This window comes from Cohnella lupini (assembly GCF_003386205.1).
Classification (GTDB): Bacteria; Bacillota; Bacilli; order Paenibacillales; family Paenibacillaceae; genus Cohnella; species Cohnella lupini.
On sequence record NZ_QRDY01000001.1, the window covers coordinates 812,586 to 834,014 of the forward strand.

Genomic DNA, 21,429 nt, shown 5'->3' on the forward strand with positions numbered 1-21,429 from the left:
CAAATGCCGCCGAAACGAAGGTTTTACCGAGTAGACAGGAGTTGGATGCGCTGACTCCGAGAGAGCTTGAAGTTTTGGAACAGCTCACTAAAGGTCATAGCAATAAAGAAATCGCCCAATCGTTAGTCATCGCCGAGAAAACGGTAAAGACGCACGTAAGCAGTATTCTGAGCAAATTAAGTCTATCCGATCGAACGCAAGCGGCTCTATTCGCGGTACATTTATTCCAGCCGAGCGAATAAGGGGAAAGTCGTCGCTCGTTCGTTGCCTTAGACTAAAGTCTTAAGACTAGTCCTCCGCCCTAGGGGGATTTTTTTATGCCCGGAAATCAGCCGAATTGCCGATGTTCGCAGCAAGAAAACTCTATATAGTATGGGTAGTTACTTTAAGTTACTAACTAATAAAAACTATATGGAGGTTTACCTTATGAGCACAGTACTTTTCGTAAAAGCAAACGATCGAGACATCGAGCAAGCCGTTAGCGTTAAACTATACCAAGCATTCTTGGATAGCTACAAAACGAGCCATCCTCAAGATACAGTTATCGAGCTGGACCTATTCAAAGAAACTCTTCCGTACATGAATGCGGATATGATCAACGGAAACTTCAAAGCCGCTCGCGGATTTGATCTTACGCCTGCCGAGCAAGCTGCGGTATCCGTGTCGAGCAAATATCTGGATCAATTCCTTGCGGCCGATAAAGTCGTATTCGGATTCCCGCTTTGGAACTTCACGATCCCGGCTCCGCTTCACACTTATTTGGACTACATCACTCAAGCAGGCAAGACTTTCACTTATACGGCCGAAGGTCCGGTCGGTCTCGTTCCGAACAAAAAAGTCGCTTTGCTTAACGCAAGAGGCGGCGTTTATTCCGAAGGCCCTGCCGCTGCCGCTGAAATGGCTCACAACTATATTCGCAACGTAATGAGTTTCTTCGGAGTAACTCAATTGGAGAACGTCATCGTTGAAGGTCATGCTCAAATGCAGGATCAAGCAGCTGAATTGATCTCCCAAGGAATCACGAAAGCGGAGAAAATCGCAGTAGGTTTCTAATACGAGTAACAAGCTTTATCAAAATGGTGGCGCAGGGACGATATGTCCTTGCGTCACCATTTTTTTTGATTTCCTCAGAAGGAATCAAAAACTCCGCCACCGCCGAATAACCTGTGTTCAAACCGGGTAATTCCTCGCTCAGTGACCCAATTCCGCCGAATAACCCGTTCAAACCGGGTAATTCCTCGCTCAGTGGCCCAATTCCGCCGAATAAACCGTCCAAACCGGGTAATTCCTTGCTCAGTGAACCAATTCCGCCGAATAACCCGTCCAAACCGAGTAATTCAACGAACACGATCTGAGCTCCGTGGAAAAGCCAATTTCGCCTTTGGAGTAACCTTCTTCAACGCATCGAGTGGCTGGAAATGTAACATACTACCATCGACGCAGCACACGAATGTCGGAGGTATATCCATGAACCTTTTCCAAGTTTTTAAGCAATCTTTCCGTTTTTTTATAAGCAAGCCGATGCTTATCGTCACTTTCGTCGGGGTGGCGTTCATTCCGACCCTCTATAGCGGTTTCTTGATCAGAGGAACATGGGATCCTTACGGCAAGCTGAACGAGCTTCCGGTCGCCGTCGTTAATCTGGACGAAGGAGCGGATATCGACGGGAAACCGATGAACGTTGGCCGGGATTTCGTAGCGGAATTAAAAAGTAATACGAGCTTTAATTGGAGCTTCGTCGGCGAGGAAGAAGCGAATCGGGGGATGAAAGGCAATCGCTATTACGCGTCGATCACGATTCCTCCGCAATTCTCGAAGGATGCGGCTTCTTTGGCGGGCGATCAACCTAAGCAAGCGGAGATTGTCTTCGAATCCAACAGCTATTATAACTTCGTAGCCGGACAGATTAGCGAGAACGCAACGCGGGAGCTCAAGGATAAGCTATCGCAAAATCTAACAGAAGCTTATTCGAGGAGCATCTATTCGCAATTCGGGACGTTGACGAGCGGATTAAGCGAAGCCGGCGCGGGAGCTGCCAAGCTGAACGCCGGAGCCTCCCGATTGGCCGAAGGAATCGGCAAAGTCCAAACGAACTTATCGGAATTATCGAGCGGCGCAAGCAAGTTGAATAGCGGCATGCGTCAATTGCAAGTCGGTGCCGATAAGCTGAAATCCGGCGCGTCCGAACTGGAAAGCGGAGCGACGGATTTGTCGGCGGGTGCCAGGAAGCTTAAAGCGGCCGGCTTAAAGCTGCTGGAAGGAGCGACGAAAGCAGAGCAAGGGTCGGTAGCATTGAGCTCCGGTTTGCAGGATGCCAAGGATGCAGCCGATCGGTTAACGGCAGGACTGCAGAATTCCGCTGAGGGGAGCGAACGGCTAAGGGACGGGCTTCAAGCTGCGTCCTCCGCGATCGGCGATTTAACCGCCGGTAGCGAGCAGGTTGCGGACGGACTGCGGCAAGTCATGGACGATAACGCAGACCTGAGAGCCGATCCCCGAATGCAGAAGCTTCTGGCGGCAAGCCAAGCGGTAGCAAATGGAACGAAGGAGCTATTAACCGGGAACAAGCAGCTCGAAGCGGGCAGCGCGACATTAGACGAAGCTCAGAAGCAATTGCTGGAAGGCTCACGCATGCTGAGCGAAGGCCATATGCAATTGCTTGGAGGAGCTAAGGAGCTGCGAACGGGGCAGAAGCAATTGAAGGACGGCTTAGAGCAGTATAATACCAACTTCGGCAAGCTCGTAGACGGTAGCGACAAGCTGGCGCAAGGCGCAAGCCGATTAAGCGCTGGAGCAAACGACCTTGGCGCCGGATTGGACAAGACGGCGGCTGGAACAAGCAAAGTGGCGAACGGAGCCAAGCAATTGGACGACGGAGTAACGGAGTTGAATGATGGCGCCATCGAGCTGGCGGACGGTACTCGCGAGTTAGCGGACAAATTAACGGAGGCGTCCGAGAAGACGTCCTCGATAAAGGCGGACGACGAAATCTTTCGGATGCTTGCCGCCCCGGTTACGATCAAGGCGAATAACGAGCGTAAAGTGACCATTTACGGGAATGGGATCGCACCGTATTTTATCTCGATGGCATTGTTCGCCGGCGCACTCGTCTTCACGACGATTATCTCCGCGCGAAATACGGTCGTGGACGGGGCGAAGGGCATTCCCGCTTTCGTCAGCAAAACCTTAACCTTCGGACTGATCAGCTTAGCCCAGTCGCTTATCGCGGTTACGATTCTCGTCTTTGTTTTAGGACTGGAAGTCCAGAGCGTTCCCTTGTTCTACGCCTATACCATTATCGTTGGGCTAACCTTCATGTTCATCGTGCAAGCGATCGTGACTTGGCTGGATTTGCCCGGCCGGTTCGTGGTGCTGATCCTCATGATATTCCAGTTGGCGTCGAGCGCGGGAACGTTCCCGCTGGAGTTGCTGCCCGATTGGGCTCAAGCGATGAATCCCTGGTTGCCGATGACCTATAGCATTCGTGGGTTCAGGGATGTCATTTCCAGCGGCGATTACGATCACATGTGGGTACAAGCCGGGCGTATGGCAATCTATCTCGTCTTGTTCTTGATCCTGACCTTTTTATATTTCCTGAAGAGGGAGAAGGGGCATGCGGAGGAGCAGACGATGCCGGTTAAGGTTTAAACGGCTTAACAGGCAGGTCGGTCTAGTCGTTCCAAATCGGTCCAGCCCATGAAATCACGCCTTCCGCGCGAGGTTTTTGGGTCTTTTGGCGTTACGTGGTATATTTTAGATAAAGGGAATGGAACGCGGACGCCTATATCTTATAATACCGCAGCCGGGAGGGTTCGATTTGAAGATAAGTGCGATCGTTACGGGAGCTACGGGAATGGTTGGCGAAGGGGTTCTGATAGAATGTCTCAAGCATCCCGACGTGGAACAGGTGTTGGTCATCGGACGAAAGTCTTGCGGAGTCGCGCATCCTAAGCTTAAGGAAATCGTACATACCGATTTATACGATTGGATGCCGATCGAAAGTCAATTGACGGGATACAATGCCTGCTACTTCTGCTTGGGAGTCTCGTCCGTCGGGAAGACCGAGGAAGCGTACGGAAGGGTGACCTACGATCTGACTATGCATGCCGCGACGCTGCTTTCCCGCTTGAATGCCGACATGGTGTTCTGTTACGTGACGGGAAGCGGTACGGATAGCTCGGAAAAGGGTAAAAGCATGTGGGCGCGCGTGAAAGGGAAAACCGAGAACGACCTGTTGAAGCTGCCGTTCCGCAGAGCGTTCATGTTCCGTCCGGGTTATATGCATCCGACGCCCGGAGCGCGCAATACGCAGAAATACTATCGCGCTTTATCTTGGTTATATCCCGTTTTTAAGCGTATCATGCCTAATTTCGTAATCAAGCTGAGCGAACTGGGGCTGGCGATGATTCATTCCGTTTCCATCGATTACCCGAAGTCGGTCCTGGAAGTCAAAGACATCGTACAATTGGCTAAAGCGCAGTAAAACATACATAGAAGTTCCGAAGGAGCGGATGGGAATGGACGGAAAGTTGTTTACTTTGGAGGAAGCGTCGGCGTTGCTGCCCAAGCTTCAAGAAGATTTAAGGCAGCTGCAGCAGCTCATCGAGCAGATGGAGCTTCTTAATCTCGAGCTGCAGAAAATCAAGGTCAGCCAGGAACGAATGAAAACCAATAGGACGGCCGGCAACGCCCATCAGGGACAAGATCCGTTCTTCGAAGTCGAGAGCAAGCTGGAGTTCATGCAGATCGAAGCTCAACTGCTGCTGAGTAATTTTACTCGTAACGGAGTGTTGCTCAAGATGATCAAACCCGGACTGATCGATTTTCCGTCCGTGCTCGACGGGGAGGACATACTCATCTGCTGGAAGGAAGGCGAAGAGCGGATCGGCCACTACCATGGCTGGCATGACGGATTCATGGGAAGAAAACCTCTGCCTGAAAATAATGAAGGAAATAGCCATTGACAATCGACAAATATAAATGCAATAATCGTCCTGTTGATTATTAACTAACTACAAACTCATTCGTATAGCCTCACGATTTCAGGGTGAGGGTTTCTACGGGAAGCCTTAACTTCCTAACTACGAATACTGGATCATTCCGTAAAGATGATTCCGTATTCCGGTTAGGAAGTTTTTTGTTTGTCTCTTGCCATGAACGGTTTGCGTTAGGAGAGATAGGGAGGACATCATAGATATGAAATATTTATTATCGGTTCTGCTTGGAGCCGTCTGCTACGGAATACTGTCCACGATCGTAGTTACCGCTTATGGAGAAGGGTATGGACTCGGGGAAGTCGTCGGCAGCCAACTGCTGGTCGGCTTCGTTCTGGCTTGGGGTCTCGTGCTCTTCACGAAAATACGGGAGAAGCGAAGGAGTAAATCGAGCGGAGGGAATCTTGAGAAAGCTCAACAACAGGCGAAGCTGACTTGGAAGCAACGGTTGTTCTTGATGGCTGCCGGAACTCCGACGGCCGTAACCGGACTTCTGTATTACCAATCGCTGAAGTATATCCCGAATTCCTTGGCTATTATTTTACTATTCCAATTCACTTGGATCGGAGTTCTTATTCACTCGGTAAGCAAGCGCAAGCGTCCGAACGGCATCGTATTCCTAACGCTTGCCGTCCTGTTCGGCGGGACGTTGCTGGCAGCGGGTATCATAGAACAGGGACTCGCTAAGTTTAACTGGATCGGCGTTGTACTCGGCCTGCTATCGGCAGTGAGTTATTCGTTGTTCATCTTATTGAGCGGAAAAGCCGTTCCGTCCGTTCATCCGGCTTATCGCAGCGGTTGGATGATCACGGGAGGCATGCTGCTCGTCTTCGCTCTGTTTCCGCCTCATTTTCTGTTCAACGGAATGTTAGGGGGAAACTTGCTCGTATTCGGGTTCTTGCTTGGATTGTTCGGAGCTTTCATTCCCCCGGTTCTCTTCGCGGTCGGCGTACCGCATATCGGAGAGGGAATGACCGGCATACTCGGAGCTTCGGAGCTTCCCGTCGCGGTCATGCTATCCTCCGTAGTTCTGCATGAGCACGTTAGCATGTTGCAGTGGATGGGAGTGGTGCTCGTGATGCTCGGAGTCGCGCTTCCGGAATTGTTCAAGCGCGTTAGGCGAGCCTCATCCAATTATGCGATGAAGAGCGCGTAAGGGTTAACTTATATTTGGATGATGATCGGAAGGATCATGGGCCTTCTTTTGGTCTTGGCGAATAGGAACCTTCCGATCGATTCCTTAATGCTTTGCTTGTAAGTGCTCCACTGGTTTATTTCTTCAAGCAATAGCTTCTGAACTTCGGATGTCGTAATCCGGTTTACTTCCTCGAGCAAACCCTCCGATTCGCGTACATACACGAATCCTCGCGAGATGATATCCGGTCCGGATATAATCTTGCTTTCCGCCTTGCTCAGCGTGACGACCACGATCAATATCCCGTCTTCGGACAAATGTTTTCGATCCCGTAGCACTACGTTTCCGACATCACCGATGCCTAGACCATCAACAAGGGTATTTCCCGTTTGGATTTTCCTAGCCAGACGAGCAGATTGATTCTGAATTTCGACGACGTCGCCGTTTTTCAGGATGAAAATATTGTCTTTCTCGACGCCTACGGCTTCCGCTAACAGCCGGTGCTGGTGTAGCATTCGGTATTCTCCGTGTATGGGAATGAAGTATTTGGGCTTCATCAAGGTGAGCATGAGCTTAAGCTCCTCTTGGCTGGCATGTCCGGACACATGCATTCCCGTTACCGTTCCCGAGCCATAGATGACCTTTGCCCCAAGCTCGTAGAAGTTATCGACGATCCGGGCGACGCTGCGTTCGTTCCCCGGAATGGGAGTAGCCGCGAGGATGACCGTGTCGCCTCGGTGGACTTCGATCTGCCTGTGGCTGGAGGCTGCTAGCCTGGATAACGCGGCCATGGGCTCGCCTTGACTGCCGGTGCATAGAACGACGATTCTATGCGGCTCGTAATCGTTGACCTCGGCCGGATCTATCAGCATCCCTTCCGGAATGTTCAAGTAACCGAGATTGGTCGCAATATTGACGACGTTGACCATACTTCTTCCGAGTAACGAAATTTTGCGGTCTGTTTTGTGGGTCGCATCTATGATTTGTTGCAGGCGATGGACGTTGGAAGCAAAGGTGGAAACGAATATTTTCTGCGTAGCCTTCGCGAAAGCTTCTTCGATATGCTCCCCGACTCGCCGCTCGGAGGGGGTGAAGCCGGGCCTTTCGGCGTTCGTGCTTTCGGATAAGAGCGCCAAAACGCCATTTTTGCCGAGATCGGCCATCTTATGTATGTCCGCATATTGGTTGTTCACCGGCGTCAGATCGAATTTGAAGTCCCCTGTATGCACGATTGTTCCTTCGGGCGTATGAAAGGCGATACCCAAGCAGTCCGGGATGCTGTGATTGGTGCTGAAGAAGCTCAGGGTCATAGAACCTAAAGAAATTCGCGAATCCGAATGAATGAGATGGGTTTTCGTGTCGCGGAGAAGGCCGTGCTCCTTCAATTTTCCTTCGATAAGCCCAAGCGTAAGTCGCGTACCGTATACCGGCATATTCAATTGCTTCAGAATATAGGGGATGCCCCCGATGTGGTCTTCATGTCCGTGCGTAACGACCAAGGCTTTCACCTTGTTTCGATTTTCAAGCAAATAGGTGATATCGGGTACGATCAAGTCGATGCCAAGCAGACTCTCGTCCGGGAACTTGGAGCCGCAATCGATGACGATGATTTCGTCTCCGTATTGCACTACGTACATATTTTTGCCGATTTCGTTCACGCCTCCGAGGGCGACGACGGACAGTTTGTTTGCCGGGATGCTCAAGGATTGAACCCTCCGTTTACTGTAGATAGGTCAAGTATCTCCTTGTTCAGCCTTTTCAAGTCGATGTTTTCGGCAGTCTAGATTCATGGGCATTCTTTCGTTATACTAGCTTAAAGGACATTTGGACAAAGGATGCGTGGGAGAGATGGCGGAACCGAAGCTGGAAGTAAAGTACTATCCTCCTCAAGGGGATTATTACACGTTTAATGACGAAGAGGAATACGCGGACAAGGGCAGAGGCTGGGGCTTGTTCGGCAAAGCGGCCAAGAAGCAATTCTTGTACAAGAATGCCACTTCGCAGCACCCGATTACGATCAAGGGCTACCAAGAATACAATAACGTTAACATACTGGTCGTGGAATTTGAGAACGGGAAGCTAACCTGCATCCACCCTTCGTATTTGAAGGAAATGCAAAGCGGCAGCTTTAGCCGTCTACCTGTCGGTGAAGATGTCGAAGCAGTAGAAGGCGAAGCACCGGTAGTAGGGGACGCGGATCTCGTTGGGACGGAGGAAACCCCGGCGAAGGCGAAAACGAAAGCGAAAGCGGCTTCTGGCGAGAAAACGGCAACGGGTAAACCGAAAGAGAAGAAAGAGAAGCTGGATTTGCCGGTCGATAAGGTGAAATTCACGGCTAAAGTGAAGGAATTCACGACCAAGCCGAATCCGTTCTCGGATAACGACGATGAAGTTATTCTGTTCGAGGAAGTCGTCGTGCTGGGCGAAATTCCGCTTGTGATCGGAGATGCTTGGTGCGGTTATAGTAATACATTGAAGGCGCTGGGACTCGAGGTCGGGAATAGCCTGGAGTTCGATGGGAAAGTCGTCGATAAAAAATTCAACAAAGAAATATTGTACAAACTCAACAATCCGTCTAAAATCGTCAAAAAAGACGCGTAAACAGGCTGAAGAGCAAAAAAAAGGGGCTGTCTCAAAAGTGAAAACTTTTTGAGCAGCCTTCTTCGTTTAAATGGTCGGAATGCGCGATGGTTCCGCCGGACACAATGACGGATTGCTCCGCGAGTACGTCCATTGCGTCTACGACAGAGGCGCGAACAGAGGGAGGGATCGGAAGACAGGACAATTCGGTGCATGCCAGCACCACTAGATCGCATTGGAGGGTATTGATCATGACTTCGATCACTTCGGTTAGCCCCTGCGGATTCAGGTCTCTATCGCGCTTGACCTGGTCGTAGATAATACCCGACACCTTCCGTTGGACCAAATCCGTCGGGAGTACAAGCTTCAACCGATATTTCTCGCATGCTTGGGCGTAGACGCCGCTTTGAACCGTGCCTTCGGTCGCTAACAATCCTACCCGTACGCCGGGTCCGCATCGCTCATACACCCGTCGTATCGTTTCTTGCACCATATGAATGATCGGAATGCGCGTCATGCGCTGCATCTCCTCATAATAATAATGAGAAGTATTGCATGGGATGGCGATATTGGCCACATCAGCCAATTCCAGAAGCTTGAAGTCTTGGCGAACTTCTTCAAGGAAGGCTCCGCCTTGGCCGCTTCGGACGGCGTCGGTCCGATCGGGTAAAGAAGCGTGATTAAGGACGACCATATCGAGGTGGTCTTGATCCCGCTTTGCCTTCGTGCGCTGAATAACTCGCTCCATGAATAAGGCGGTGGCTTGCGGGCCCATCCCGCCCAATATACCTAGACTTAGTGGCTTCATCGGCTTTCCTCTCTTCTGGATATAGTCGTTCTGCTCAGTCAGGCAGAACAGATCCTGGCTCCGAAGACACTTCGAAATATCGGTTGGATTTACGATGCTAAGATATCCGAGGATGTTCCGTAGCTTGTCCAATAAAAACTCATTGCTCAACCTGGCGGTTATCGTAAGTATTGAAAACAGATATATGCTTACCGAATAGCTAAAGAATAATCGAAGATTGTATCTATTCTTCTACAGGATGTATCGATGATGTAAACTTTCGGGGACGAAGGTGAACAAATAGGAGAAGAAGGAGAGCGAATAGGAGAAAAAGGAGAGCGAGAGCGAATAGGAGAACGTGTAGAAGATGAAGTAAATAGACATAAAAAAGGGGTTGTCTCCACCGGTTTTTATCGACCGATGGGACACCCCCTTGCTTAGACGACGCCTTGAGCTACCATAGCATCGGCAACGCGAATGAATCCCGCGATATTAGCTCCGACGACCAGATTGCCGGATTGACCGTATACTTCCGCGGCTCTTACGCTGTTCTGATAAATATTTTTCATAATCGCGTGAAGCTTGGCGTCGACTTCCTCGAACGTCCACGACAGTCTCATGCTGTTCTGGGACATTTCGAGCGCTGATACAGCAACTCCGCCGGCATTCGCGGCTTTTGCCGGTCCGAAGAGAACGTTGTTGTGCAAAAAAGCGTCGATTGCCTCCAAAGTGGAGGGCATATTCGCCCCTTCGCCAACGGCTTTGACTCCATTAGCAATTAACAACTTGGCCGACTCTTCGTCTATTTCGTTTTGCGTGGCGCAAGGTAGGGCGATATCGCACGGAATGGACCAGATGCCTGAGCAGCCTTCCGTATATGCGGCATGAGGGTGCTCGTTCACATACTCGCTGATCCGTTTGCGTTCGACTTCCTTGAGACGTTTGACCGTTTGCAGATTAATTCCGTTCGGGTCATATATGTAACCGTTCGAGTCGCTGCAAGCTACGACTTTTGCTCCCAATTGGTTGACTTTGTCCATCGCATAGATCGATACGTTGCCGGAACCCGAGACGACGACTTTGCTGCCTTGAAAGCTCAAACCCTTGGACTCCAGCATCTCGTTCACGAAGTACACGCAACCATAACCGGTCGCCTCCGTACGAGTGAGGCTTCCTCCGTATATGATGCCTTTTCCGGTAAGCACGCCGGCCTCATGACCGCCTCTTATCCGCTTGTATTGACCGAACATATAGCCGATCTCGCGAGCTCCTACTCCGATGTCGCCGGCGGGAACATCCTCGTCCGGACCGATATACTTGTACAATTCCGTCATGAAGCTTTGAGTGAATCTCATGATTTCATTGTCGGACCTGCCTTTAGGATCGAAGTCGGCTCCGCCTTTGCCGCCGCCGATCGGAAGTCCCGTCAAGGAATTCTTGAAGATCTGCTCGAAGCCGAGAAATTTGATGATGCTGGCGTTAACGGAAGGATGGAAGCGGAGACCGCCTTTGTAAGGGCCGATGGCGCTATTGAATTGAACGCGGAAGCCGCGGTTCACTTGAGGTTTGCCGCTATCGTCGACCCAAGGCACCCGGAACGAGACGACGCGTTCAGGCTCGACTATTCTCTCTAATATGCCATGATTCATATACTTCGGATGCTTGGCGAACACGGGTGTAAGGGAGTCCAAGATTTCTTTGATGGCTTGATGAAATTCGCTCTCGTGAGGATTACGTTTAATGACGGTTTCATACACGGATTGAACGTACTGCTTGGCGATTGAGGTAGTCTCTGCTGTGACTGTTGGCACTTTGTTCTAACACTCCTTAAAATTTATTTGCACTATTTGTAATAAACTATGCATTATTATACTAATTGTTTGTAGAATATGCACTAAAATTTGTGGTTTATAGCGAATGTTAATTTGCGCATTGCGATAAAAATTTGAATTTTAACCGCTTGACATTGACGCAGCGTAAAGGTGTACGATGATTTTGCGAGGGGGAGAACACATGGAATATACGGTCCAGAAGCTAGGTCTCATAGCGGGCATAAGTACCCGAACGCTCCGATACTACGATGTGATTGGCATTCTCAAGCCGGCGAGAATTAATTCATCGGGTTATCGGATTTACGGTCAACAGGAAGTCGATAAGCTGCAACAGATTTTGTTCTATCGGGAGCTGGGCGTGAGCCTGGACGAGATCAAAAATCTGATTAACGCGCCGCACTTCGATGCCGACCGGGCGTTAAGAGAGCATCGCGCCAGCCTCCTTGACAAAAGAAAGCAGCTAGACCTTCTGATCGAGAACGTTGATTTGACATTGGCTCAAAGAGAGGGGAAATCCGACATGACCGATAAGCAGAAATTCGAAGGCTTTAAGCAGAAAATGATCGACGACAACGAGGAAAAATACGGCGAAGAAATCCGGGCGAAGTATGGCTCGGAGCTAGTCGACAAGTCGAATCTCAAAATTAAAAACATGACGGAGAAGCAACACGCCGAAATCGAGCAATTAACCGCCGATGTCCATATTAAGCTTGCCGAGGCATTCGCTACCGGCGATCCTGCGGGAGAACTCGCGCAAGAAGCGGCGGACCTTCATCGACAATGGCTCAGCTTCTATTGGGACAGTTACAGCAAGGATGCCCATGCGGGAGTTGCCCAAATGTACGTGGACGACGAAAGATTCGCGGCCTATTACGACAAGGACCAACCGGGAGTCGCTCAATTTCTTCGCGACGCGGTTCTGATCTATACGGGATAAGGCGAAGAAGCGTAGGCGTACTTCGGAGTTAGCGGCCCGTGGTGCCGTTAAGACGACCGGAATGCCGGTCGAAGAGATTTTCGGCTGTTTCCCATCACGCTAACCTACGCAAACCCTACTTGATCCACCGGATTCCGCTAAGGAATTCAGGATTAAGTAGGGTTTTTCGCGTCTCTGCCCTGCCATAATCGCGATCTTCAGCAAAGCCACAACCTACTATACATCTGTCGATCATTGCAATTGACAACCCAAGTGTACTAATGACATAATACATTCATAGTGTATGAACTAGTTAGTACACACACTTGATGATAGCGAGGTTGCGGAATGAAAAATGGCGAGGTGTGGGAAGAGGTCGCGTTCAATAATCGGGATCCCGTGTACCTGCAAGTGGTGCGGCATTTCAAAGAGCGAATCGTGACGGGAAGGTTAGGACCGGGACAGGTTATCCCATCTAGAAGGGATCTTGGGGCTATGCTCAAAATCAATCCGAACACGGCTCAGCGAGCATATAAAGAGATGGAGGAACTGCGCTTGATCGTAACGGAAGGGAATTCGCCAAGCCGAATTACATCGGACGGGAAGATTCTACGTTCGATCAGATCGGAGTTGTTGGGAGAAGCGGTGGATCGCTTCGTATCGACGGCGAAAATCATTGACGTACCCATGAATGAGTTGTTGGAGCTGGTTAAAGCTAAATATTTGGAAGAGATAGAAAATCGGCCGAACGAGCTACAGGAGGGGAATCAATCATGATTGAAGTCGTTAACCTTCGTAAGAGTTATCGCCGACGCAACGTACTGAACGGCGTATCATTTACGGCGGAGAAGGGTCAGATTACTTGCTTGATCGGCATTAACGGCGCCGGAAAGTCTACCGTTCTAAGAGCGATCATGGGACTGACTCAGGTAAATTCCGGAACGGTACATATAGACGGAAGACCGATGTCCCGAGAGCTTTACGAGAAGGTGAGCTTCATTCCCGACCGCTTGACGATGCCGCTTGGCATGAAGATGGAGGAAGCGATGCAATTCATGGCGGACTTCTATCGAAGCTGGAATCCGGCGAGGGCTAAGGAACTTATTCAATTCTTCCAACTGAATGGGAACGAGAAAATCGGTCATCTCTCCAAAGGAACCGCGGCGAAATTCAACCTTGCGATCGGACTCGCGCAGGATTCGGAATACGTGCTAATGGACGAGCCGTTCTCGGGAATCGATATGTTTAGCCGGGAACAAATCGCGGACGTATTCTCGAGCGACTTACTAGACGGTCGCGGCGTATTATTGACGACACACGAGATCGCGGAGATGGAGCATCTCATCGATAAAGCGGTCATTATGAATAACGGCACGATTAGCCGGGAATTCGATTGCGAACAGATTCGCAGCGATGAAGGAAAGTCGATCGTCGACGTCATGCGGGAGGTGTACTTGGCTTGAGCCATTATTTGAAACTCGTACACATGGAAATCCATAGATTCCGTTATCCGTTGGCTGCCATGATGGGGCTAACGTTGGTCTGGCAAATGGTCACTCTTATCATTCACGTAAACGGGAAATTGGACAGGGCTGCCGACGCGCTCATTCATAATCTACTGGTAAACGGTGCAGCGTTGGAGAGGTTCTCTTTCGCGGATATGATACCGGGCATGCTCTATAGCCTTCCTATCCTTGCGTGTATTGCGGCGTTAAGCGTTTACGTTTTCCTCATCTGGTACAGGGATTGGTACGGGCGAGTCTCCTTTATCTACAGATTGCTCATGTTGCCTGCTTCCAGAAAACACGTGTACCTGGCTAAGCTAACCGCAATCGTTTTACTCGTGCTGGGGATGCTTTCCTTTCAACTATTATTGCTGCCCGTCGAACAATGGGTCTTTAAGCTAATAGTTCCTGCCGAGCATTTTGAAGCTTCTACTTTCGGAGACGTCGTCTCGGCGAATCTGGTTCTGGATGTTTTACTGCCGCGTAACTTCGATCGATTCGCTCTCTCGTATTTGTTGGGGATTGCTGCGGTTATCGTTATTTTTACGGCCATATTGCTAGAAAGAAGCTATCGGTTGGCCGGAATCTTATATGCCGTCGGTTATGCGTCGATATGCACGTTCGTGTTTTTATATACGATGTACCTGATGTGGACGGGTTCTTATTTGTACCCCGAGGAGATCATTGCCATCGAGTTCGCGATCGGGATTCTGATTACCGCCGTTTCCATATGGCTTGGTTTCCGGCTGTTGAAGAAGAAAATAACGGTATAAGGAGGGTAAACCCAGTGAAACGATATTTGTTATCGATCCTATTAGGAACGTTCATCTTGGCGGCGGTGGGGACCTATTACGTCCATGGCGCGTTGGTCGAATTGCCGCAATATAAGCTGGAAACGATCGAAGGGGATCCGAGCGAGATCGCGAATGTCGACTTTAGCGGAAATTATTGGGGAGGCAAAGGCTCGAAAGCCTTAATGGTATCGGAGCAAGGAACCCAGTATGAAATCGATAAATCCTTATTCGAGGAAAACGTCACGGACGCACGCTCTTGGATGTTCCGACAACCCGAATTTCGCAAACTGAAGGAGCAGCATCCTCATTTTATAAGGGGGAAGAACAAGATGGAGAGTTTCTACAAGGACGAGGAATGGCTGATTTACGCGGAGATTCTTCAGAAAAAGGAGGCCTCTCAGCGAATAACCTTTAAGATAGACATGGTCAACGAGAAAACGGGTAAAGTGACCCGGCATCGCACGAACGTGGACGTGGAGGTGGAGGATGCCTATCGCTTTTTCTATGTCGAGGATGTTCAAAGAATCGGAAATGAATTGCATGTGTTCGCTCGTCAGAATTCGGAATTTCATGTTTATGTATTCGACTTGTCCAGCGGGGAGTTGCTGCGGAACGAGACGATATCTCTTAATATCCCTCTAGCAGAAGGGGAGGAACTCAGCTTAGAATTCACCGCGAACGAAATTCGGTCTGGGTCCGGAGAGTATGTCGTGTTGCGGGCTCGCAAACAAAAGGCTTTTCAGGGACAAGATAGTTCCCGGCTTGAAGTGAGGGGAGAGAGTTATTACTCGTATTCCTATGCATCGGGACAACTTGTCGAGTTACCGAAGATGTTAGATGAAGGAACACCTGGAAAAAATGAATTCGGCGATTTCCTTAGGTTAAACGGTCAGGTCTTAACGGTCTTGAAAAATGATACGAACGCGATTACTTGGATGAGATATAATCTAAGGACCGGACAGGTGGAAAAGCAGAAGACCGTGGTTACCGCGGAGGATCTCGGAGTAGAGGTCATCACTTCTATTACGTTGAGCCAAGAGAGGATATTCGCGATGCTGCGCCATGAGGATACAGCGATGGTTGCCGTTCTCGACGCGAAAAGCGGGAATATCTTATATAAGGGCAAGACCGTCTTTGTCGGACCGTCTTCCAAAGCGGAAGAACAGTTGAAGAATTTGAGATTGCTGAACATCGAAGTTGGAGTCTGACGACGAGGGTGGGTTGGGGTTTCTGGGAGCTTCTTTTACCGATTGGACTAGTCAAAGTCGGAAAAAGCGACTATGGCGTGGTGGGTTTGAGGTTCGGTGCGAGTCAAAGTCGGAAAAAGCGACTATGCGGGGTGGGTTGGAGGTTCGGTGCGAGTCAAAGTCGGAAAAAGCGACTATGGCGGGCTGAGCTTGAGGTTTGGTGCGAGTCAAAGTCGGAAAAACCGACTATGGAGGGTGTCTTGGAGGTTTATTGCATTTGCGGGTGTCATAGCCACAACAAAAAACGCTTCTTTCCTTAGCAACCGGGAAAGAAGCGTTTATTATTGCGGGCGAATGCGATATACGCATTTCTTGTCGCCATTGGCTAGACAATCGGTACGGCTGACTTGCGCGTCCAGTAATGATTCGAAGAGGTTCAATTCGCAATTGCAGGCGTGATTGTACTTGTTCGCGACACGCGAAATCGGACAATTATGCTCGGTTAAGACGAATTCATCGCCGCTTTTCTCCCAAGTCGCCATGTAGCCGTTCTCGTTCTGAATGTCGGAGAGAACGGCTACTTTATGCTCCAGATCCTTGTTCGCCATCTTGCTCTCGTACCTCTGCATAAGCGTGGTTTTGCGAAGATCGAAGAGATGGTTGACCATGTTCTCTCCCGCTTCGCCCTCCAGTTCCGCCAGAAGGTCGAGCGCAACGGCATGATACTTCTTCGGGAAATAATCCTCGGCTTGGTCGGTCAGACGATAGACCGCGGCAGGTCTGCCCATCGGGAGGCGAACCGTCGTCGATACGATCAGGTTGTCCCGTTCCAAGATGGAGATATGGCGCCTGACGGCCATTCCCGTAATTCCCAATTGGTCGGTAAGCTCCTTGGTCGTGAGCTCTCCCGACGTTTTGAGCATTTGCATGATTTTGTTCCGGGTGGACAAGTCCATATCGTCTTTCAAAGCAAGACCTCCTTCCGAGGTACTCATATGCTTACAGGGTCGATCCGGAAGCAACGAGATCGTGTTCCTCGCACTCCGCGGAGCAGTATCCTTTTTTCTCCGTTTCGCACGGCTCGCAGCTCAGATGCTGAAGGTGGCAAGTATCGTCCGTGCAGTTCGCATACCGGTCGGTCGGCGTTCCGCAATGATGGCATTCGCCAACGAGGATATGCTCGTCGGTCTGGTTAATGCGGACGGATACGCGCTCGTCGAATACGTAACAATTGCCGTCGAAGCCTCTGCCTTGCACTTCGGGATCTTTGCCGTAAGTGACGATGCCCCCATCCAACTGATAGACGCTCTCGAAACCCTCGTTCTTCAGTACGGCGGTCAACATCTCGCAACGAATACCTCCGGTGCAATAGGTAAGGATTTTCTTGTCCTTGTGCTCGGCAAGATTGTCGCGAATCCATTCCGGGAATTCGCGGAAAGTCTCCAGCTCGGGCTTAACCGCGTTGCGGAAATGTCCGAGATCGTACTCGTAATTGCTTCGACCGTCGAGAATGAGAACATCGTCCCGTTGCAAGTATTCGTGGAATTCCTTGGGGCTCAGCCTCTCGCCGCCATCCGTGTGCGGATTCAGCTTCTTATCGTAACGCAAGGTAACTAGTTCTTTCTTGTATCTGACGAACAGTTTCTTGAAGGCGTGCCCCTCGGATTCGTCGATTTTGAAGAGAAGGTCGGCGAAGAGAGGGTTGGAGCGCATCGTCTCCATATAGCTCTCGGTTTGCTCGATCGTACCGGAGAGCGTACCGTTGATTCCTTCGTCGGCAATGAGAATGCGGCCTTTGACTCCAAGTTCCTTGCAATATTGGAGATGCTCCGCCGCGTAAGCTTCGGCGTCTTGGACGGGCACGTATTTGTAAAATAGCAATATGCGGTAATCTGTCGTCATGATCGAACACCTTTCTTGTCTGTAGTGCGGAATAAAGAATAGCGGAAGAGAAAGGGGAGCCTTATCTCTTCCGCTAAGCTGAGGGTCATATCGTAGCGGGTAAAGCATTTATTCCAATATTGTAGCGGTTCGGAATTACTTAGTCAACATTGATGTTTAGTATGTAGCGATTATTCGACGAATCGACCTGGATTATTTTCTGGATGAAAAACCAATCTAAGGGAAACTCTTACCGTATATCCTTTCCGTATCAGGAAGAGAGCGAGGGACCCAAATGGCGAAAAAACCAACGCAGAAGCCTCAGGACGAATCTCGGAGAAGGTTCCTTAAATATTCGGGTACCGCGATCGGCGGCGTAGTCGTTGGCGGCGTTATCGGAGGAATCATCGGTTCGAGCAATCAGAAGCGGGGAGAGGATGCGGAACCGGGAGAGACGAAGACTCCCGCGGCCGAATCGAACCGCGACTACAATCAAGCGCTAATGTTCTTCAATCAAGATCAGTTTATGATCACGGAAGCGGCTTCCGAGCGAATCTTCCCCGCGGACGAGAACGGGCCGGGAGCTAAGGAGCTTGGCGCGGCGTTCTTCATCGATCACCAGATGGCAAGCGCATACGGCATGAACGCGAGAGATTATATGATGCCTCCGTTCTATAAGGCGGAAGCTTCTCAAGGCTACCAGCTCTCCTTCAAGCGCAGAGAGCTTCTGGCGCTCGGACTCGACGCTCTGAACGAATACAGCTCCGATAAATACAAGAAGACGTTCACGAAGCTGGCGCCGGAGGAACAAGATGCGGTTCTATCCGATTTCGAGAAGGATAAGGTCAATCTGAAGGGAGTGCCTGCGTCCACCTTCTTCTCCTTGCTTCAAAGCCTGACGATCGAAGGTGTCTATGCAGATCCGCTATACGGAGGGAATAAGAACATGGCAGGTTGGAAAATGAGGAACTATCCCGGCAACCAGATGAGCTTCTACGACGACATCGAGAAGGAAGAGTTCATCAAGATGGAGCCGCTAAGCTTGCATGATCATCTCGAGCTAGGTTAAGGAGGATCTAAGAATGGCTACGAAGCTACCGAAAGCATCCGTCGTTATCGTGGGGATGGGGTGGGTAGGCGGAATTCTCGCCGCCGAGTTAACGAAAGCCGGCCATACCGTCGTCGGCCTGGAACGTGGGAAGAGCCGCGCTACGCAAGATTATTACCATGTGCATGACGAATTGAGATACGCGTCCAGATACGAATTAATGCAGGACCTCTCCAAGGAGACGATAACTTTCCGTAATACGGAGAAGATGAAGGCTTTGCCGATGCGCTCCTACGGTTCGTTCTTGCTCGGGGATGGACTTGGCGGAGCCGGCGTTCACTGGAACGGGCAGTATTACCGATTTCTGCCCTATGATTTCGAGATCTATAGCAAGACGGTTGAACGGTACGGTAAAAACAAAATTCCTAAGGATATGACGATACGGGACTGGGGAATCACCTACGATCAGCTTGAGCCGTATTTCGTCAAATACGAGCAGATGGCCGGCATTTCCGGGGATAAAACGCTCCCGCCCAACATCGGCGCGATGTCCGTTCCTTTTTCGACAGGACCGATGAAGAAGACGCCCGGCATGAAAATATTCGAGGAGTCGGCTACGAAGCTCGGTTACCATCCGTATATTATCCCTTCGGCCAACTTGTCCGATAACTACACGAATCCGGACGGAATCGAGCGCGCCTCCTGCCAATATTGCGGGTATTGCGAACGTTTCGGTTGCGAATACGGCGCCAAAGCGGATCCCGTCGTAACCGTGTTCCCGGTAGCGTTGAAGACAGGCAAGCTGGACTTGCGCACGCATGCCAACGTCACGGAAATCATGCATGACGGCAAGAAGGCATCCGGCGTTAGATACGTGAATACGCCGACCGGAGAAGAGTTCATTCAGCCTGCGGACGTGGTCATCTTGGCCGGTTACGTGTTCTCGAACGTACGGTTATTGCTTACGTCGAAGCTCGGGAAGCCCTATGATCCGAAGACGGATACGGGGGCGATCGGCCGCAACTATGCTTACCAGGTTAACGGAGCGAGCACCAGTGCTTTCTACGAGGATCGGGAGTTCAACCTGGCGATGGGTGCCGGAGCTCTCGGTAGCAACATAGACGACTTCAACGGGGATAATTTCGACCATAGCGACTTGAAGTTCCTTCACGGGGCGAATATTCGGTTTACCCAGACGGGATTACGTCCGATTCAATACCAACCGGTACCCTTGGGGACTCCTACGTGGGGCAAGGATTTCAAGCAAGCTTCGATCCATAACGCTAACCGCGTACTCGCCGTATCGGGACAAGGCGCGAGCATGCCTAACCGATATCACTATCTGGATCTGGATCCGGAGTACAAGGACGCTTTCGGGATGCCGCTGATCCGGATGACGTTCGATTTCGAAGAGCAGGACGTGGAGCTCGTGAAGTTCATCGCCCAGAAAACGAAGGAAATCGCGGATGGCATGGGAGCGACGAAAACGGAGATGCACGACACGATCAGGCAGTACAATATCGTGCCATACCAATCCACCCACAATACAGGCGGAACGATTATGGGCGACGATCCCAAGACATCGGTCGTGAATAATTACTTGCAGATGTGGGATGCCGAGAACGTGTTCGTATGCGGTGCATCGAATTTTGCCCATAATAGCGGCTATAACCCGACGGCGACCGTAGGCGCTCTGGCGTATCGGACCGCCGAAGGCATAGAGAAGTATTTACAGAAAGGCGGATCGCTCGTATGAGACGAACCGATGCAACGGCGGAACTGATCGATAAGGATCTCGTCGTCCATCTGTCCGAGCTTCGCAAGCGTCTCATCTATGTGGCTGCATGCTTCATCGCCGCGTTATGCGTAGGATTGTACGCATCCCCGATTATCCTGACCTACATTAAAGGTCACTTGGGTTCTATCGACGTGCAATGGAGCGTGTTCGCTCTATCCGACGGGCTCGTCGTCTACATGAAATGCGCGCTGCTCGTTGGCGTACTGCTAACGCTGCCGGTTCTTCTGTACCATCTATGGGCGTTCGCAAGACCTGGAATGACGGAATCGGAGGCGAAAGGCACACTGATGTACGTTCCGGTTTCGTTTCTATTGTTTGTATTCGGCGTAGGCTTCGGATACACCGTCGCGTTACCCATGATGATTCGATTCATGGTTAAGCTGAATCGGGGAATCGGCGCGACGGAGGTATACGGCATCCAGCATTACGTGTCGTTCCTGACTAGTTTCCTGCTGCCGATGGGAATCGCGTTCGAGATGCCGCTTGTCATGGTCTTCCTGACCCGAATCGGACTATTGACGCCGGGGAAGCTGAAGCAGGTTCGTAAATACGCTTACGTGGGCTTAGCCGTACTCGGTTCTGTGATTTCGCCTCCTGATTTCGTATCTCACCTGTCGGTCACCGTACCGCTGATTGCGCTTTTCGAGATAAGCGCGTTTATCTCCGTTCGTTATCATCGCAGAAGAGCCGTGATGGCTATGCGGTTGTCTTAAATTGCTTTTGCCAAACCAAATAAAAAGGAGGAAATGCCATGTTTAACAATATCGGCGTATCCGGGCTGGTCATCATCCTGGTCATCGCGCTTATCGTGTTCGGACCGGCCAAGCTGCCGCAATTGGGGCGCGCATTCGGAGACACGCTGAGGGAATTCCGTAATTCCACCAAGGGAATCGCGGACGACGAGCCCGAGGATAAGGTGACGATCGTGGAATTGGAGAAGGTGAAATAAGGGGCAACGGAGTGAAGTAGCAT

General features: G+C 50.5%; 21 protein-coding genes, 1 pseudogene and 1 riboswitch. Of the genes and pseudogenes, 16 read left to right on the plus strand and 6 right to left on the minus strand.

Features of this window, described 5'->3' with window-relative positions:
• Positions 1–44 precede the first annotated feature (44 nt).
• Together DFP95_RS29760 and DFP95_RS03905 are read left to right on the plus strand one after the other, a co-directional pair.
• Positions 45–242, plus strand: a pseudogene (locus DFP95_RS29760) (LuxR C-terminal-related transcriptional regulator); the annotation flags it as partial.
• Between the two features lie 184 nt (positions 243–426).
• A complete protein-coding gene (locus DFP95_RS03905; RefSeq protein ID WP_115991220.1) occupies positions 427–1,053 on the plus strand; it encodes an FMN-dependent NADH-azoreductase in 627 nt (208 codons plus the stop codon).
• Here DFP95_RS03905 and DFP95_RS28615 read toward each other — a convergent pair.
• Entirely contained in the window at positions 1,019–1,348 is a 330-nt protein-coding gene (locus DFP95_RS28615; protein WP_147304126.1) for a hypothetical protein, read from the minus strand. The genes DFP95_RS03905 and DFP95_RS28615 overlap by 35 nt on opposite strands.
• 119 nt (positions 1,349–1,467) lie before the next feature.
• Between DFP95_RS28615 and DFP95_RS03910 the strand changes: the two genes are divergently transcribed.
• From DFP95_RS03910 to DFP95_RS03925, 4 genes are all read left to right on the plus strand, one after another.
• Positions 1,468–3,648, plus strand: a complete 2,181-nt coding sequence (locus tag DFP95_RS03910; RefSeq protein ID WP_115991221.1) for a YhgE/Pip domain-containing protein — start codon at positions 1,468–1,470, stop codon at positions 3,646–3,648.
• 169 nt (positions 3,649–3,817) lie between these two features.
• Entirely contained in the window at positions 3,818–4,483 is a 666-nt protein-coding gene (locus DFP95_RS03915; RefSeq protein WP_115991222.1) for an NAD-dependent epimerase/dehydratase family protein, read from the plus strand.
• Between the two features lie 34 nt (positions 4,484–4,517).
• Complete coding sequence (locus DFP95_RS03920; protein ID WP_115991223.1) at positions 4,518–4,964, plus strand: DUF2203 domain-containing protein; 447 nt, start codon at positions 4,518–4,520, stop codon at positions 4,962–4,964.
• A gap of 40 nt (positions 4,965–5,004) precedes the next feature.
• Positions 5,005–5,104: riboswitch (purine riboswitch) on the plus strand.
• 92 nt (positions 5,105–5,196) lie between these two features.
• Positions 5,197–6,150: an EamA family transporter gene (locus DFP95_RS03925; RefSeq protein WP_115991224.1), complete on the plus strand. Its 954-nt coding sequence runs from the start codon at positions 5,197–5,199 to the stop codon at positions 6,148–6,150.
• An 8-nt stretch (positions 6,151–6,158) separates the two neighbouring features.
• Here the strand turns inward: DFP95_RS03925 and DFP95_RS03930 are convergent, their stop codons facing one another.
• Positions 6,159–7,832, minus strand: coding sequence for a ribonuclease J (locus tag DFP95_RS03930; RefSeq protein WP_115991225.1), 1,674 nt, complete (start codon positions 7,830–7,832; stop codon positions 6,159–6,161).
• Positions 7,833–7,977: 145 nt separating this feature from the next.
• On the opposite strand from DFP95_RS03930, the gene DFP95_RS03935 reads away from it, so the two are divergent.
• Complete coding sequence (locus DFP95_RS03935; protein WP_115991226.1) at positions 7,978–8,730, plus strand: hypothetical protein; 753 nt, start codon at positions 7,978–7,980, stop codon at positions 8,728–8,730.
• A gap of 31 nt (positions 8,731–8,761) precedes the next feature.
• Here DFP95_RS03935 and cuyB read toward each other — a convergent pair whose 3' ends face one another.
• Together cuyB and gdhA are read right to left on the minus strand one after the other, a co-directional pair.
• On the minus strand, positions 8,762–9,517 hold the full coding sequence (cuyB, locus tag DFP95_RS03940; protein WP_115991227.1) for a cysteate racemase: 756 nt from the start codon (positions 9,515–9,517) through the stop codon (positions 8,762–8,764).
• A gap of 416 nt (positions 9,518–9,933) precedes the next feature.
• Complete coding sequence (gene gdhA, locus DFP95_RS03945) at positions 9,934–11,307, minus strand: NADP-specific glutamate dehydrogenase (protein WP_115991228.1); 1,374 nt, start codon at positions 11,305–11,307, stop codon at positions 9,934–9,936.
• Between the two features lie 202 nt (positions 11,308–11,509).
• Between gdhA and DFP95_RS03950 the strand changes: the two genes are divergently transcribed.
• The 5 genes from DFP95_RS03950 to DFP95_RS03970 all read left to right on the plus strand — a co-directional run bounded on the left by DFP95_RS03950 (position 11,510) and on the right by DFP95_RS03970 (position 15,751).
• On the plus strand, positions 11,510–12,265 hold the full coding sequence (locus DFP95_RS03950) for a MerR family transcriptional regulator (protein ID WP_115991229.1): 756 nt from the start codon (positions 11,510–11,512) through the stop codon (positions 12,263–12,265).
• A 327-nt stretch (positions 12,266–12,592) separates the two neighbouring features.
• On the plus strand, positions 12,593–13,021 hold the full coding sequence (locus tag DFP95_RS03955; RefSeq protein ID WP_115991230.1) for a GntR family transcriptional regulator: 429 nt from the start codon (positions 12,593–12,595) through the stop codon (positions 13,019–13,021).
• Entirely contained in the window at positions 13,018–13,707 is a 690-nt protein-coding gene (locus DFP95_RS03960; protein WP_115991231.1) for an ABC transporter ATP-binding protein, read from the plus strand. The genes DFP95_RS03955 and DFP95_RS03960 overlap by 4 nt, the downstream gene beginning before the upstream one ends.
• Positions 13,704–14,522 carry a hypothetical protein gene (locus DFP95_RS03965; protein WP_115991232.1) on the plus strand — a complete coding sequence of 273 codons (819 nt, stop codon included), beginning with the start codon at positions 13,704–13,706 and terminating at the stop codon, positions 14,520–14,522. Before DFP95_RS03960 ends, DFP95_RS03965 begins: the two co-directional genes overlap by 4 nt.
• A gap of 14 nt (positions 14,523–14,536) precedes the next feature.
• Positions 14,537–15,751 carry a hypothetical protein gene (locus tag DFP95_RS03970; RefSeq protein ID WP_115991233.1) on the plus strand — a complete coding sequence of 405 codons (1,215 nt, stop codon included), beginning with the start codon at positions 14,537–14,539 and terminating at the stop codon, positions 15,749–15,751.
• 320 nt (positions 15,752–16,071) lie between these two features.
• Here the strand turns inward: DFP95_RS03970 and DFP95_RS03975 are convergent, their stop codons facing one another.
• Positions 16,072–16,698, minus strand: coding sequence for a helix-turn-helix transcriptional regulator (locus tag DFP95_RS03975; protein ID WP_115991234.1), 627 nt, complete (start codon positions 16,696–16,698; stop codon positions 16,072–16,074).
• Between the two features lie 31 nt (positions 16,699–16,729).
• Positions 16,730–17,632: an oxygen-dependent tRNA uridine(34) hydroxylase TrhO gene (trhO, locus tag DFP95_RS03980; protein WP_115991235.1), complete on the minus strand. Its 903-nt coding sequence runs from the start codon at positions 17,630–17,632 to the stop codon at positions 16,730–16,732.
• Positions 17,633–17,906: 274 nt separating this feature from the next.
• Here trhO and DFP95_RS03985 point away from each other — a divergent pair, with 274 nt between their 5' ends.
• From DFP95_RS03985 to DFP95_RS04000, 4 genes are read left to right on the plus strand one after another with little or no spacing between them, the layout of a single operon-like run.
• On the plus strand, positions 17,907–18,680 hold the full coding sequence (locus tag DFP95_RS03985) for a gluconate 2-dehydrogenase subunit 3 family protein (protein ID WP_115991236.1): 774 nt from the start codon (positions 17,907–17,909) through the stop codon (positions 18,678–18,680).
• Between the two features lie 13 nt (positions 18,681–18,693).
• On the plus strand, positions 18,694–20,415 hold the full coding sequence (locus tag DFP95_RS03990) for a GMC family oxidoreductase (RefSeq protein ID WP_115991237.1): 1,722 nt from the start codon (positions 18,694–18,696) through the stop codon (positions 20,413–20,415).
• Positions 20,412–21,170, plus strand: a complete 759-nt coding sequence (tatC, locus tag DFP95_RS03995) for a twin-arginine translocase subunit TatC (protein ID WP_181907228.1) — start codon at positions 20,412–20,414, stop codon at positions 21,168–21,170. Before DFP95_RS03990 ends, tatC begins: the two co-directional genes overlap by 4 nt.
• A 38-nt stretch (positions 21,171–21,208) precedes the next feature.
• Positions 21,209–21,406: a twin-arginine translocase TatA/TatE family subunit gene (locus DFP95_RS04000; protein ID WP_115991238.1), complete on the plus strand. Its 198-nt coding sequence runs from the start codon at positions 21,209–21,211 to the stop codon at positions 21,404–21,406.
• Positions 21,407–21,429: the final 23 nt, after the last annotated feature.